Below are 13,947 nucleotides of genomic sequence, written 5' to 3' on the forward strand. Positions count from 1 at the left end.
TTGTCCTAAGTAGGAAAACGCTGCGTCACCTGCGTCACCCGGCCCGAAAAACGGCCATTGACCTGCGGAAACAGCGGTGACGCAGACGGAAAGCTCTGCGTCATCCTGCGTCACCTGCGTCACCCGGTGACGCAGCCCATGACGCACCAGTGACGCAGACCCAATCCGCAGCGTCACACAAAATCGCAGGTCAAAGCCTTAAGTGACGCTGGTGACGCAGTGACGCAGAAATCCGAGCTTCGGACACATAGGCCCCGCCACCGGAGGTTCCGACGTGCTCACCCTCGTTCCGACCGAGCCCCAAGCGCTCACCGTTCCGGAGGTCATGACCGCGCTTCGACTCAGCCGCAGCAAGGTCTACGACCTCATCCGATCCCGACAGCTTCCGAGCTACACGTCCGGCCGCGCCCGCCGCATCCCGGTGGACGCGGTCCGCAGCTACATGCACGCCCGACTTGAGGAGAACGCAGCCTGATGGCAGCTCGAAAGAGGAACCCCAACGGCGCAGGCAGCATTTGGCAGCGCAAGGACGGTCGATACGAGGCGCGCGTCTACGTCCCGCAACCGGATGGCACCCGCAAGCGCAAGACGGTCTACGGCGCCACATGGGAGGAATGCGACACCAAGCGTCAAGAGCTGGTGCGACGGGACCGACAGAACATCCCGACTCCTACCCGGTCCGCGAAACTCTCTGAGTGGCTGCCGTACTGGCTCGCGCACTACGTCGAGCCGCGGTGGAAGCTGAGCACGTACGACAAGTACGAGACGCATGTGCGGCTCTACCTCGTGCCCCTACTGGGAACTAGGCGGCTGGAGTCGCTGAATGTCGCCGAGGTGCGACGGTTCATCACCCGCGTGCAGAACACCCACACGGCTGCCACGGCCAAAGAGGCGCACCGCGTGCTCCGCACCGCGCTCACGGCAGCCGTACGGGAAGAACTGATCACCCGGAACGTTGCGTCGCTGGTGGAGCCACCCCGAGTCAAGCAGCGGGAGATCCGGCCGTGGACCCTGGACGAAACGCTGGCCTTCCTGGAGGTCGCACGTCGTGATCCGTTGTATGCCGCGTTCGTGCTCGCAGTGGCCATGGGACTGCGACGCGGGGAGCTGGTTGGGCTGCGCTGGTCGGATGTGGACCTGGATAACCGGGTGTTGCACGTACGTCAGCAGACGCAGCGCCGTAGAGGGACCCTGTACGACGACGACCCCAAGAGCCGTCGCAGCCGCGTGGTTCCGATGCCCGCACTGTGCATTGCGCCGCTGCGCTGGCACCGCTTGCGGCAGCGCGAGACCTTCGCGCGCACGGGTGTCGCGTGGTCGGAGAGTGGCTACGTCTTTGCCACTCGCAACGGTCGGCCGGTCGAGCCGCGCAACGTCTACCGGTCGTTCACGCGCGTCGCCGCTGATGCTGGGCTGCGCGTGGTCCGGCTGCACGATGCCCGGCACGGCACGGCCACGTTACTGACGGCGGCTGGCGTCGCCCCCAGGGTCATCATGGAGATTCTGGGCCACAGCCAGATCAGCATCACGATGGACGTCTACACACACGTCGTGCAGGACACCCAACGGGAGGCGATCAGCCACATGGACCGGCTGCTCAAGCGCCGTCGGCCGGCTGCCTGAGAGGGACTGCCGTCAATTGGTGCCGTCAAAAGGCCCCGGACCATGATCGGTCCGGGGCCTTTTGATGCATCGTGCCTGTTCAGGCATGGTGCCCCCGGCAGGATTCGAACCTGCGACACCCGCTTTAGGAGTCCGTTACAGAGACGGGTGTGACCTGCGGTCGGCGATCAGTAGCCCCCTGACCTGCACGTTTTTCATCTTGCGGCATCGTGTGGCATCGAATGATGTCGGGTTCTCGTGTGTATGGCATGTGTACGGGAACCTTGTGTCGGACTGTTGCACGTTAGACGCAAGCGGGTCTAAGGTGGCGTCATCGCTTCCATAACGGAAGCGGCCCCGCCCGGTGCGTCAACACCGGAACGGGGCCTAGGTACGACCCTCTCTCGAAGGGACCGAACCATGGGCAACACCGTACTGCCCCCCGTCAAGCCGTCCGTCGACCACCTGATGGACGCCCCTCTGCAGCAGCTCGTCGACGAGCTGGGCATCGAGCTGGTTGTCGCGTCCATCACCGAGCCGGGCTTCACCGGCTACGCCTACGCCGACCGCGACGGCGTCACCGTGGCACTTCCCCCGGACCGCACCGAGCTGGAGCACGACTGCATGGCTCGGTACCTGATCGGGTCCGCGTTCCAGGTTGACGGCCTGCCGCCGCTCCCCGACATGTTCAAGGTCGTCGACATCACGGCGGACGTGAACCGTGCCCACCGCTCCCAGGCCGACGAGGCGCTGCGCCAGGTCCGCGGGGAGGCCGTCTGATGCCGCGCCGCAACCGCAACGTCGTCGCCGGCCAGGCCCGCACGCCGCTGGAGCTGCTGACCGAGAAGGCCGCACGTAGGGCCAACGCCAAGGCCCGCCGCAAGGGGCGTGCCGCGTGAACGAGCGTGAAGCGCTGGCGCTGGTCCGGGGTCTCCTCCAGGAGGCCCTGGGCGAGCCCGGCCAGCCCACCACCTACGTCCGGGACCTCGCCGAGCGGATCGGCGAGCTGCGCTCCACGATGCGCGCCGCCCTCCGGGTCATCGACCAGGCGGAGGTGGAGAAGTGAGCGCCCGCACGGTCACCCTGGCCACCCTCGACCGCGGCCTGGTCGTCGTCCCGGAGCCGGGTTGGTGCCGCGGGCATGAGGGCGAACTGCCGCAGCGGTACACGGACACGTCGCACAGGAGCGTGACGGTCCGGGCCGGCGGGATCCTCGAGGCCTTCCTCACTCAGGCCCCGTACCTCGAGCAGCGCCCGGAGCCGCACCCGGTCGTCTCCGTCCAGTTGGCGTTCAACGGCGACGTCCGCGTCGAGGACATGGGCGAGCTGTACGACGCGCTGCGGTCCGCCGAGCGGGTCCTGCAGCGCGTCGTCACCGAGGCGATCCGGCTGCGGGAGGTCGAGCAGTGACCGCCCGTTGGCCCGTGCGCCGGCCGACCGAGCACGCCGCGATCCGTGCGGCCGAGCTGGCGGAGCGGCCCCTGCCCCCGATTCCGGCGATCCTCGCCGACCTGATCACCGCCAACCGTCTCGGCGACCGGCACGGCGTGAACCTGTGCGCCCACCTCGTCGCCCGCGCCGCCCAAGGAGGGCAGTCGTGAAGTTCCGTACCGAGACACGCAGAAGGACCGTCGAGCACACCGTCGACGGCATCACCCACCTCGTCAGCAAGCCGTACAGCGAGAAGGTGCCGGTCATGCCGGCGGACTGGGACGCCCGCGCCATCAAGGCCGCGTCCGGCCTGGTCCTCGCCCTCACGATCGTCGCGATCGTGTGGAGCACCGTCTCCATCGGCCAGCTGCTCAACGGGGGCGCCGGCTACGCCGCGGCCGTCGTCTTCGACATCTCGTGGCTGACCGTCCTGATCCTGGAATGGCTGGGCCGCTTCGACCCGGCCAAGCGGGAGTTCGCCCGCAACATGGGCTTCGTCCTCGTCGCCGTCACCGCCGGGGCGATCTTCTGGCACGGCATGCTCGTCGGCTCCACGGCGCTCGCCGTCGTCGGCGCCGCGGTGTCGATCGTCGCGAAGGCCCTGTGGATGGCGATCTTCAAGCACGTCGAGAAGCCGCTGTCCGACGAGGACCGGCAGTGGGTCGACGCCGAGATCTCGAAGGCGAACGCCAAGCTGGCTGTCGCCGGTGTCCGGCGTCGCGTCGCCGTCGCCGAGGTCCAGGCCCGCGCCGAGCTGCTGGCAGCCGAACGGCTCCTCGGCCAGCTCGACGACGCGGCGAACACCGCCGAACAGATCGACGAGGAGCCGGAGATCGTCCCGGCCCTGGCCAGCCCGAACATCGCCGAACTCGCCCGGCAGCAGCTCGTCTCCGGCGCCTCCAACCGGGACGCGGCCGAGGAGATCATGCGCCGCCTGCCGGAGGCGAACCTCGAGTCCGTACAGGCCACCGTCCGCCGTGAAGCCCGCAACCTCAGCAGCTACTCGTAGGAGACCTGATGCCCGACCTGAACCGAGCGCAGCGCCTGTCGATGGCGGAGGCGGCCGTGTCCCGCGCCGCCACCCTCGCCCGGGACGCCGAGCAGGCGGCCCGCGGTGACGCCCGCGCCCTGGCCGTGCCCCTCTCGGCGGCCGGCTCCCTGTGGGCCGACATCGCAAGCGCTCACGCCGACATCGCCGCTGCCCTGGAGGACTGACATGCCCGTCTCGAAGCACGATCCGCACAACGCCCGCGAGCTGGCCGCGGTGCTGCTGCTCGGCGTCCGGATCGACCGGCGCAAGAACCGCGGCAAGTCCGTGAAGCGGCTGGAGAACCGCGTCGCCAAGATCCGCGAGGACGCCCAGAAGCGCGAGAACCAGCGCGGCAAGTAGCTCAACCCCGGGGCGGCGCACCACGACCAAGCAGTCGCCGCCCCGGGCCCGTCCCTCCCGAGAGAGAAGGAAAGCCCAGCATGTCAGTGACCCTGATCAAAACGCCAGATGAGACGTCGACGCACACGGAGCGGCGGCGGGCCCGGTTCCGTACCGCCGCGAAGGCCGCGCTGGCCGACGAGCGGATCCGGGCCGCGGGGCGTATCGCCGTCCGCCATGGCGCCTACGTGATCGGCGGCACCCGGGTCCTCGGCCGCCGCACCTGGGACGGCCGCAGCGCCGCCCGGTACGAGCGGATGATCCGTGCAGCGGAAGCCGCCGGCCTGATGGACAAGGTCGCCGAGTGGGAGCAGCGCGGGCACGCCTTCCGCATGGCCCGCCACCGCCGGCGGATGGACACCCTGCAAGCCATGGTCGCGCTCCCGAAGGCCATCGGCTCCGCCGTCGCCGCGGGCACGGGCCTGCTCCTGTTCGTCGGCATCCTTCTGGCCTGGGCGAACAGTGATGTTCGGGATGTTCTCACCCCGCTCGAAGGCGCCGTCGAAGTGCTCCGCTGGGCCGCCTTCATCGCAGGCATCATCTGGGAGCCGGTGCTGTACTCCGTCCCGTGGCTCGCCCTCGCCGGAGCGTGGGCTGTGGGCCGCAGCCGTCACACCGCCCCGCAGTGGGCACTGCCCGCGGCGCAGCGGGACGACGTCGTGATCACACCGTCGGTCGTCGTGGTCGCGTTCCGGGACCTGGGCATCTCCGCGCTGCGGAAGGCTGTCGAGGAGATGGGCGACGCCGGCGCGGCCCTGCTGTCGCCGATCACCATGGCGGGCTGCGGCGTCGAGGTCGACGTCACCCTGCCGTCCGGGGTGTCCACCGAGGAGATCCAGAACCGGCGCCGCAAGCTGGCCGAGAACCTGGGACGTCACGAGCACGAGGTGTTCATCTCCATCCCGGAGAGCGCCCGCACGGTACGGCTATGGATCGCCGACGCCGGGGCGCTCGACGAGCCGATCGGCCTGTCTCCGCTGGTCACCGGGCAGGATGTACGCGCCGACTACAAGCTCGGCAAGGCCCCGTGGGGGCAGTCGCTGCGCGGCGACGAGACGGGCCTGAGCGTCTACCAGCGGCACCTGCTCATCACTGGCCTGTCGAATCAGGGCAAGACCGCGTCGCTGCGGTCCGTCGCCTTGTGGCTGGCCTTCGACCCGGCCGTGGAGTTCTGGATCGGCGACCTCAAGGGCATCGGTGACTGGGGGATGTTCGCAGACCTCGCCTCGATCTACATCTACGGGCCGACCGACGAACACGCGGCGGCAGTAACGGAGATGGTCGAGGCGGCCGTGCAGGAGATGGAGCGCCGGCTGCAGGACCCGACCGGTGACCACCACCCGCTCGTCGTCATCGTCGACGAGGCGCAGGTCGCGTTCATGAACCCGCTCAAGGGCGTCGACGGACGGCCCTACGGCGGGAAGAAGTCCACGTCCCGGTACTTCATGGCCTGCAGGCGCATCCACAACCAGGGCCGAGCGGTGAACGTCACCCTGTGGCAAGGCACCCAGGACCCGACGGACGAGAACCTGCCCAAGCTGGTCCGTGAAGGCGCCCACACCCGGGCCAGCCTGGTCCTCGGTACCGAGTCGCAGGCGAAGATGGCGCTCGGCGACGCCCCGGTCGAAGCGGGCGCGGCCCCGCACCTGCTGCGGCAGGGCAAGGACAAGGGGACGGTCGTCGTCGCCTCCGACGGCATCGACATCCCGGCCGGCGAACCGTCCATCACCGTGCGGACGTACTTCATCGACACCGACCCGGCGAAGGAAGTAGCCGCCCGCGCGCTGGAGTCCCGCAACGGCCGCGCCGTGGTCCGCCAGCTGGCACCGGTCCGCGACGTCGACCACCTCGCCGACATCGCGCACGTCCTCGGCCTCGAGCCGCGGGTACCGACCACGGAGGTTCTGCACCGGCTCTACCAGCTGAACGAGCCGGTCTACCGGGAGTGGAACCACAGCACCCTGAAGGAGTACCTCGAGGGATTCGACGCCGCACCGCACAAGAGCGGCGTGATGGTCGTCGACCGCCAGAAGGTCCGCGACGCCCTCGCCCGGCGCGAAGCCGCGTAGAGGGAGCCACCAGGGTCGAGGGAGTTCTCCCTCATCGCCTCCCTGTCCTGCCTCCCTCACGGTGACCTGCGCAAACGGCTACCGAGGGAGGCGGGGGAGGCACCCACCAGGGGAGCCCGGGAGCCCGTATATGGGCCTCCGGGCTCCCCTTTCGTGCTTCCCTCCCCGCGCGGTCAGACCGGCGGCAGATCTTCCGGGCGTAGGTAGTCGCCGAAGCCGTGCACCCGCCAGTAGCCGTCAGCTGGCCTCCACTGCATCGTGATGATCTGCGCGTTGATCATCACGTCGCCGTCCGAACGCATCGACTGGTTTGGATCAGGCAGTGCCACGACCTTCGCGTACCGAACGCCCGGCTCCCCGGTGCTCGGGGCATTCGCGCGCGTGGCAAGACCGCGATCACCGATCATCTCTACGATCTCGGAGAAGTCCCCCCAGGCGCCCCACGACTCGGGAGTACACAGAACCTTCAACGCGCCCAAATCGGGGCCGTCGTCGGCCATCACGGCGTTGTAGAAGGCGAACGCAGTCGACATCGGGTTACGGACGTCGCTGAGGTCGCCTGCATCCGCAGCAGCTGCCACCTCGTCATCGTCAGGCACCAGGCCCGCGCCGCTTGGCCGGTCGTCTTCAGGTAGTTCTCTCATGCCCCACAGTGTCCTCCGGCCGGCGCAGGATCCGGTGCGGTTCCTCGCGCTCGATCCGCTTGAACTCCTGCCAGGTGCACGGGTGGTGGTCGCGAGTGACAAGGCCGCGCTCGTCCAGCCACGCCAGACACGCCTCCCTCCACTTCACCTGCGCCGCATGGTGGCCGTCCAAAGACAGGCCCGCCCTCGCCGCGCCGCGTGGGTCCTTCGAGTGCCAGCCCCACTCCCGGCCGTCGAACTCCCACAGCCAGTCAGGAGCGTCGTCCGGGCCCCGCTGAGGCTCCTGTCGCCTACGCCGCACCGTTCCGCCCCCTGTGCAGCGACCAGCGGACCTCAGCGGCCTTGCTGGCCCGCAGCTGGTTCGGCGTCCTGCCGGCCTCCTCGCCCTCGCTGGGGAACGCCAGCTGCTCCAGCAGCTTCGCCAGCACCACACGGTGAGCACGGGCCTCGGCGAACAGCGGCGACGCCTTCGGCTGCCCCGTCGACCCCTGCACCACAGCAGGCCCGGCCGCCAACGCCGCGGCGATCGCCTCCAGCTCGTCGACCGTGCGGCACGCCTCGCCCAGCAGGGCCAGTTCATCCGGGGCCGGGTCGAAGCCTTCAAGCACCTGCTGCCACAGGCTCAAGCCGGCCTCGCCGAGCCCGTCAGGGGCGTTCACTGCACCCATGGCTACCTCACTCTCCGTGTTGATCAAGGCCAAAAAACGATCACTGAGCAATGCTCGGGACCCGAGCCACCTCCCCGGCGGTCCCTGTCAGAAAGTTGATCAAGGTATCCCCCCAGGGTGATCAAGAACCCTTGATCACTCTGAGTATTGGCAGCCCGCAAAGTTGGTGACTCTGCGGGCTGCCGTGGCGCTGGCCAGGGGGTTGCGGGACTGGCGTCCTGCTCTGGCCATGGCCCCGGGCGCCGGCCGGACCATGGAGCGGCACGGGGCTTTGACGCCGGCTTGGGGGTCCGGTCAGAAGCCGGCTGCTCGCCGCACGGGGTTGCCAAGGTCGGCTTCGGCTTCGACGGCCTTCGCCTGCTCGTCGGGCGTCGGCAGCCACAGCTGTCCGCTGTGCGCTGCCATGTAGTCGAGGAAGTGACGTGTGCTGAGGCCGTGCCATGGCGTGCGCACGTTGGCCCACCTCGTGGTGTGCAGCGTGTGGTAGTTGCGGATGAACGTGTACTTGCCGGTCGGGTCGGCCTCGCACCGGATGCGGACGCTGAGCCACAGGTCGGTGCGTGCGGCGGCGATGGCTTCGTACCGTGCGGCCATCAGGTCGCACGTGTCGGACGCCTTGCGGACCTTGGCAGGTGCGGCGAGGAGCCGCTTGGGTTCGGTCTCGCCGTGCTCGATGAGCGTGCGGTACGCGTCTTGGTACGTCTTCCACGTCTCGTCGAGGGCGGGCCGGAGGTGGGCGGTGAGGGTGGGCAGGGCGTGCTCCCGGAGCGTGGCGAGCGTGCGTGCCTTCGCCATGTCCTGGCACTGGCCCATGATGTCGAGAGCGTCTTGGTAGATGCGCTCTGCTGCTCGGGCCTTCTCGATGACGTCGAGGTCGGGCACGGGCTTGCCCGCGTGGACGGCGTCGACGATGGCTTCGGCCGTGTCGCTGACGGTCTCCCAGCTGTTGCGGGGCGGCTGGGGGTAGGGCAGGGCTTCGATCCCGCGGTACGTGTCGCGGGCCTTGAGGACGTCGTCGGGGAGCGTGTAGTGCCCGGCGTCGTGGCCGGCGTACAGCTTGAGGCAGGGGATCTCAGGCACGGTCGGTCTCCTCGTCGGTCGTGGTGGTGGGGTTGGTCCAGTCGCGGCGGAGGTGGTCGAGCATGGCCTGCGCCTTCGGCTTGATCGGTACGTCGCGGATAAGCCGGCTCATCAACTGGCCGTTGCTCTCGGGCTTGTCGGTCACGGCGTCTCCTCAGCTGTAGTTGCGGTTGACCTGGATGCGAACCAGGCCGCCGGGGTCGGTGATGCCGGTACCAACGTGGGTGGACCGCCACAGCAGGGTGTCGCCGGCGGCGAGCACAAGGTTGGCGGCCGTGCCCGACAGGGTGATCGCCTTCTCGTCGTTGGCGGCCAGGTTGACGCCGCTGGTGAGAGCGAGGGTGGCGACGGTGGTTGTCCCGGTGCCGTCGGCGCCCTTGTTGACGAGGGTGAGGGTCCGGCTGTTGGTGTTGGCGCCGGTGATCGCGGCGACCGGCACGTACTGGACGGCGGTGACGGTGCACGCGTAGGGGGCTTGGGTGAGGACGCTGTCGTTGTCGTTTCCGGCGGTTGGGACGGGCGGCACGTCCTGCTCGGTGATGTTGGAGAAGGGCGAGATCTCGGGCATGGTCGGTCTCCTGTTCAGCCGACGAAGCTCATGTGGCGGACGATGTCGCGGGCTTGCTCGGCGCTCGTCTGCTTGGCTCCGTTGAGGGTGATGTTGGTGATGCGGGTCATCTCCCGGGCGACGGCCGCCGCGGAGGGCCCACCGCTCCCGTAGCGGCCCGCGGGGACGAGTTGGTAGCCCATGCCCGCGGCGGTCTTGGCGAGCAGGGCGCGGGAGCGCTGGGAGCCGTTCCACGGGATCCACGACTCGACGTCTCCGGCCTCGGCGCCGAGGACCATCGTCGGGCGGTTGAGGATCCCGCCGCGCGCCATGGCCTTGCCGCCCTGCTGCACCCACTGGCGGACGAACGTCGACTTGTTCGCCTCGGGCAGGCTGCCGATCTGCGCGGTCATCTTCGGCACGAGGGCTTTGATGGTGGCGGTGTCGAGGCCGGCGGCGATGAGATCGGCGTAGCCGCGGTTGGGGCCGCCGCGGAGGGTGGTGAGGAGTACGAGGCTGTTGGCCAGGTCCTCGCCCGTGAGGGCGTTCTGTGCTTTGCCGACGGCCGCGTTGGCGGTGGCTGCCTGGGTCTTGTTCCCCGCGGCCTGGTGGGCGAGCTCCATGGCGCTGGAGTCACCCTGGGCGGCGAGCGCCTGGGCAAGGTCGCCGAACCCGCTGGCTGCGAGGGTCTGCAGGTCCTTCGCGAACTGCTCCGACTCCTTCGTCGACCCGGTCAGCTGCTTCGTGAAGTCGGCCAGGGTCGCCTTCGCGAGCTCGCCGGTCTTCTGCAGCTTGGCCGTGATGCTCTTGAACTGCTTGTCGCTCGCGCCAGCCAGCGAATTGACGAGGGCGTAGCCCTCCTCGCCCATGCCTTCGAGCATGGCCTGGAGTTCCTTGCCTCCACGTTGGCCGACTTTGGCGAGGCTCTTACGCCACTTCTCGGTCGCAGCGACAGACTCGTCCAACTGAGTCTCGTAGGCCTTCAGGTTGAAAGTCTTCGGCGTCTTGGCGCCCTTCTTGAGACCTAGCTCCTTGTCCGCGGCGTTGACCGCCGCGCGGTCCTTGCGGACGGTGGCGTCGGTCTTCTTCTTCGCCGCCTTCGCCTTGTCGACACGTTCCTCAGCCGACCGCAGCTGGGCGGCAGTGTGGTGGCCGTGGCGCACTTTGCTGAGATTCTTCTCGGCGGCCCGGAGGCTGTCGGCGGCCTTCTTCTGTTCCTTGAGCGCCTTGTTGAGCTCGTCCCACGCCTTCTTGAGGTCCTCAATCTCGCCGTCATACCGCTGCTTCGCGTCGGACGGCCCGCCCAGGACCGCGGCCCCGGTGGGCGTGTACGTGAAGCCCGGGATACCACCGCCAGCGAACCACTGAACAGCGCCGCCCAGCCGCTTCACCGTCTCGGCTGCGATCTGCCGGGAGCGGGGCCGCTTGGAGGGGTTGAGGGGGATGTAGGCCTCGTCTCCTGCCTCGTCCTCAGCCCATACCCTCCAGGAGCCCTTCTTCGCGATCTGGGCGACGTGGTTCTCGTGCATGCCGCCGTTGGCGTAGAAGGACAGGATGGAGCCGTTGGCCTGGGCACCGTAGTCGCGGTGCGCTGGCGCGACCGTGCTCTTGGAGCCCTTCGTGTAGAAGGTCGTAGTCACCGCGACGGACTTGTCGTGCAGCGCCCTGATGGCGGCGGCGAGGGCGTCGACTGCCCGCTTCTGCCCGCCGGTCGGCACCGTGATGGTGACCTTCTTGCCCTTCGTGTTCTTGATCTTGAACCCGAGGGATTCGAGCTGATCCCGCGCCTCCTTGGTCAGGGCAGACATGGTGAACGTCCGGCCCTTGGTGGACTTCACCTTCGCCTGGACCGCCGACAGGTCGTTGATCGCACCCTGCGTCTTCGCGTCGATCGTCGTAGTGACCTTCGGGGGCAGCTTCAGGTAGGCCGCGGCGAGCTTGTCGACCGCGTCCTTGGAGAAGCCGCGCGCCAGCATGTCCTTCTTCAGCAGGGCGATGTCCGTCTCCAGGGCTTTCTGGCCGGCTGCCTGGTTGTTGGTCTGGTCTGCGACCGCCTCGGCGTGCTGCTGGGCGGCCTTGGCTGCCTCCAGGAACGCGCCCTTCACCTTCCGGCCCTTGTCGCCGGTGACGTCGAGGCTGTGCCCGTTCTCCTTCACCGCGGTGTTGAGGTCGGCCAGGCTCTGGCGGAAGCCGATCTCCGCCTCGGCGGCACCGATGGACTTGCCGTTCAGCGAGTTCAGGGCGTCCGAGAGCTGCTCCGCCGCGGACTTCTGGGCCTTCAGCTCCTCGGCGGTGGTCTTGGCTTCCTTGCCGAGATCCTTCTGCGAGCCGGCGGTGAGCTTGCCCTGTACGTCCGTGTCGGCAAGCGCGTCGGTGTAGCCGTGCAGCAGGCTCTTGAACTTCTCGGGCGACGTCCCCTCCAGGGACCCGGCGAGCTCAAGGAACGCGGCGTTCGCCTCGTCGGTGGCGCCCGACTGGACGAGCGAGGTGAGGGCTTCGTCGATGGCCGTGATGTAGTTCTTGGCGTCCGACAGCTTCATGTTCTGGCTGTCGTCGAACAGGGAGTGGTCGCTGGCCAGCTCCCACTGGTGCCAGCTCTCGGTGAGGTGGTTCAGCTTGTCGGTGGTGGAGGGGTGGGCGATCTGCGTGACCGCGTCGTTCAGCTTGTTGAGGTCGCCGCCGAACTGCTTCGTCAGCTCGCCGCTCTTCTTTCCGGTGGTGCCGAGTTCGAGGAGCGAGGCGGACAGCTTGCTGGTGCTGACGGGAGCGTCGCTCAGCTTGTCCTTGAGCAGGCCCGCGGCGTAGGTGACGGCGGCCAGGCCGGCGATGACGGCGCCGACCGTGCCGAGGGCGCTCATGGCTGCGCGGGCTCGGGCAGCCGTGAGGCCCATGCCGACGAGCGCGGTCCGCGTGGCGGCGATCCTGGGCAGCATGAGGAGGACGCCGGAGACGACGAGCAGGGCGGCCCCTCCGACACCGGTCAGTCCGGTCACGGTCTTCTGGAGTTCCGGGGGCAGGTCGTTGTACGCGTTGACGACTTTGGTGATCCACTGGGTCATTCCGCGCAGCGCGGTGTTGGCGCCGGAACCGGACTGGATGAGCGCTACCTCGATGGCGCCCTGCAGCCGTTCGAGGTCGCCGGAGAGGTTGTCGGTCTGGATCCCCGCGGTGCGGCTGGCATACGCGGTGTCGTTGACGCCCTTGATCCAGGTACGGAGGCCGCCTTCTCCGTTCTGGTAGATGATCGACGCGGCGCGCACGGCGTCTGATCCGAAGATCGTGGCCATAGCCGAGTTGCGGGCCTCCGGGGTGAGCTTGGAGAACGCGTCCCGCATCTGCCCGGCGGCGGCCTTCATGCCGATGAAGTTGCCCTGGCTGTCGTAGACGGTCAGTCCGAGTTTCTTCATCATGTCGGCGGCTTCTTGGGACTGCGGCACGAGTCGCTGCAGCATCGTCTTGAAGCTGGTTCCGGCGTCCGATCCGGTGAGGCCGCCCTGGGCGAACTCGGCGAGGGTGCCGACCGTGTCCTCCAGCGACAGGCCCGTCTGGGAGGCGACGACGGAGACTTGCCGGAACGCCATCCCCATGTCGTGCACGTTGGTCGCCGACTTACCTGCACCCGCCGCGATGACGTCGGCGATGTGCTCCATGTCCTTGCCCTTGAGGTTGAAGCTGTTCATGGCCTGTGCCGACAGGACAGCGGCCTCGGCGAGGTCGAGCTGCCCGGCCGCGGCCAGGTCGAGGGAGCCCTTGAGGGCGCCGCCGACGATGTCGGCGGTGGAGATGCCGGCGCGGGCGAGTTCGGCTTCGGCTTCGGCGGCCTGGCTGGCGGAGTAGTTCGTCGCCGCACCGGCCTTGAGGGCGGCGTCGCGGAGCCGGTTGAGTTCCGTACTGCTGGCGCCGGTCGCGGCCCGTACCTGGCTCATGGCCTTGTCGAACTTGGCGGCGGAAGCGGCGGCCACGGCGAACGCGGTGACCATCGCGGTGCCGACGGTGGCGCCCTTCCCTGCCAGGTCGGACGTGCTGCGGGCGGCGGCTCGCATGCCGCGGGTGTAGCTGCTGATGTCCGCGCGGAGGCGGACCGTCACGGTCCTGGTAGCCATCAGGCATCACCCCGGGCCCGGCGGAGCTTGTAGGCGTCCATGAGGAAGTCGGCCTTACGGATCTCGTGGGGGTCGCCGGACTCGTGGACCTGGCGGACGAGGACCTCGTTCAGCTGCTCCTGGGGGGTGAGGGGTTCGGTACGGAAGGCGTCCTCGATCGCCGCGTCGGCGGCGAACTGGTCAATGGCGGCAGCCAGGTTGAGAACGTCCTGAGCGGTGGGTGGTTCGGTCACGGGGGTCTCCTCGTCGGGGAGTAGGAGGTTGGGGCACTGCCCTCCGTGAAGGTCGGTGCACGGGGGTTGGTGGGGGGCCCGGCACAGGCGGGCGCCGCAGTCGCGGACGCACGGCCGCGAGCGCTTGGCGGTGAGGGGGCG

At 68.7% G+C, this 13,947-nt stretch carries 17 protein-coding genes; 10 read left to right on the top strand and 7 right to left on the bottom strand.

The window, feature by feature from the left end; genetic code table 11:
* Nucleotides 1-274 precede the first annotated feature (274 nt).
* From ACFRIC_RS28805 to ACFRIC_RS28850, 10 genes are all read left to right on the top strand, one after another.
* On the top strand, nucleotides 275-475 hold the full coding sequence (locus ACFRIC_RS28805; RefSeq protein WP_382791481.1) for a helix-turn-helix domain-containing protein: 201 nt from the start codon (nucleotides 275-277) through the stop codon (nucleotides 473-475).
* On the top strand, nucleotides 475-1,623 hold the full coding sequence (locus tag ACFRIC_RS28810; protein ID WP_382791484.1) for a tyrosine-type recombinase/integrase: 1,149 nt from the start codon (nucleotides 475-477) through the stop codon (nucleotides 1,621-1,623). The genes ACFRIC_RS28805 and ACFRIC_RS28810 overlap by 1 nt, the downstream gene beginning before the upstream one ends.
* A 399-nt stretch (nucleotides 1,624-2,022) precedes the next feature.
* The gene (locus tag ACFRIC_RS28815; protein WP_382791487.1) at nucleotides 2,023-2,382 is read left to right on the top strand and encodes a hypothetical protein; all 360 of its coding nucleotides are present in this window, start codon (nucleotides 2,023-2,025) and stop codon (nucleotides 2,380-2,382) included.
* 115 nt (nucleotides 2,383-2,497) lie between these two features.
* Nucleotides 2,498-2,668, top strand: coding sequence for a hypothetical protein (locus ACFRIC_RS28820; protein ID WP_382791490.1), 171 nt, complete (start codon nucleotides 2,498-2,500; stop codon nucleotides 2,666-2,668).
* On the top strand, nucleotides 2,665-3,012 hold the full coding sequence (locus ACFRIC_RS28825) for a DUF6907 domain-containing protein (RefSeq protein ID WP_382791493.1): 348 nt from the start codon (nucleotides 2,665-2,667) through the stop codon (nucleotides 3,010-3,012). The genes ACFRIC_RS28820 and ACFRIC_RS28825 overlap by 4 nt, the downstream gene beginning before the upstream one ends.
* Nucleotides 3,009-3,203 (top strand): hypothetical protein, encoded by a 195-nt coding sequence (locus ACFRIC_RS28830; protein WP_382791496.1) that lies wholly within the window; start codon nucleotides 3,009-3,011, stop codon nucleotides 3,201-3,203. Before ACFRIC_RS28825 ends, ACFRIC_RS28830 begins: the two co-directional genes overlap by 4 nt.
* A complete protein-coding gene (locus ACFRIC_RS28835; RefSeq protein ID WP_382791499.1) occupies nucleotides 3,200-4,042 on the top strand; it encodes a hypothetical protein in 843 nt (280 codons plus the stop codon). The genes ACFRIC_RS28830 and ACFRIC_RS28835 overlap by 4 nt, the downstream gene beginning before the upstream one ends.
* 8 nt (nucleotides 4,043-4,050) lie before the next feature.
* Complete coding sequence (locus tag ACFRIC_RS28840) at nucleotides 4,051-4,248, top strand: hypothetical protein (RefSeq protein ID WP_382791502.1); 198 nt, start codon at nucleotides 4,051-4,053, stop codon at nucleotides 4,246-4,248.
* Nucleotide 4,249: 1 nt separating this feature from the next.
* Nucleotides 4,250-4,423 (top strand): hypothetical protein, encoded by a 174-nt coding sequence (locus ACFRIC_RS28845; protein WP_382791505.1) that lies wholly within the window; start codon nucleotides 4,250-4,252, stop codon nucleotides 4,421-4,423.
* An 80-nt stretch (nucleotides 4,424-4,503) separates the two neighbouring features.
* Nucleotides 4,504-6,531 (top strand): ATP-binding protein, encoded by a 2,028-nt coding sequence (locus tag ACFRIC_RS28850; RefSeq protein ID WP_382791507.1) that lies wholly within the window; start codon nucleotides 4,504-4,506, stop codon nucleotides 6,529-6,531.
* Nucleotides 6,532-6,704: 173 nt separating this feature from the next.
* On the opposite strand, the gene ACFRIC_RS28855 is transcribed toward ACFRIC_RS28850, so the two are convergent.
* The 7 genes from ACFRIC_RS28855 to ACFRIC_RS28885 all read right to left on the bottom strand — a co-directional run bounded on the left by ACFRIC_RS28855 (nucleotide 6,705) and on the right by ACFRIC_RS28885 (nucleotide 13,806).
* The gene (locus tag ACFRIC_RS28855) at nucleotides 6,705-7,175 is read right to left on the bottom strand and encodes a hypothetical protein (protein WP_382791510.1); all 471 of its coding nucleotides are present in this window, start codon (nucleotides 7,173-7,175) and stop codon (nucleotides 6,705-6,707) included.
* Between the two features lie 290 nt (nucleotides 7,176-7,465).
* Nucleotides 7,466-7,843: a hypothetical protein gene (locus ACFRIC_RS28860; RefSeq protein ID WP_382791513.1), complete on the bottom strand. Its 378-nt coding sequence runs from the start codon at nucleotides 7,841-7,843 to the stop codon at nucleotides 7,466-7,468.
* A gap of 294 nt (nucleotides 7,844-8,137) precedes the next feature.
* Nucleotides 8,138-8,923: a hypothetical protein gene (locus tag ACFRIC_RS28865; protein ID WP_382791516.1), complete on the bottom strand. Its 786-nt coding sequence runs from the start codon at nucleotides 8,921-8,923 to the stop codon at nucleotides 8,138-8,140.
* On the bottom strand, nucleotides 8,916-9,068 hold the full coding sequence (locus ACFRIC_RS28870) for a hypothetical protein (protein WP_382791518.1): 153 nt from the start codon (nucleotides 9,066-9,068) through the stop codon (nucleotides 8,916-8,918). Before ACFRIC_RS28870 ends, ACFRIC_RS28865 begins: the two co-directional genes overlap by 8 nt.
* A gap of 9 nt (nucleotides 9,069-9,077) precedes the next feature.
* On the bottom strand, nucleotides 9,078-9,491 hold the full coding sequence (locus tag ACFRIC_RS28875) for a hypothetical protein (protein ID WP_382791521.1): 414 nt from the start codon (nucleotides 9,489-9,491) through the stop codon (nucleotides 9,078-9,080).
* Between the two features lie 14 nt (nucleotides 9,492-9,505).
* Nucleotides 9,506-13,573 carry a phage tail tape measure protein gene (locus ACFRIC_RS28880; protein WP_382791524.1) on the bottom strand — a complete coding sequence of 1,356 codons (4,068 nt, stop codon included), beginning with the start codon at nucleotides 13,571-13,573 and terminating at the stop codon, nucleotides 9,506-9,508.
* Entirely contained in the window at nucleotides 13,573-13,806 is a 234-nt protein-coding gene (locus tag ACFRIC_RS28885) for a hypothetical protein (RefSeq protein WP_382791527.1), read from the bottom strand. Before ACFRIC_RS28885 ends, ACFRIC_RS28880 begins: the two co-directional genes overlap by 1 nt.
* Nucleotides 13,807-13,947 lie beyond the last annotated feature (141 nt).

Source organism: Streptomyces sp. NPDC056738 (genome assembly GCF_042790435.1).
Lineage (GTDB): Bacteria > Actinomycetota > Actinomycetes > Streptomycetales > Streptomycetaceae > Streptomyces.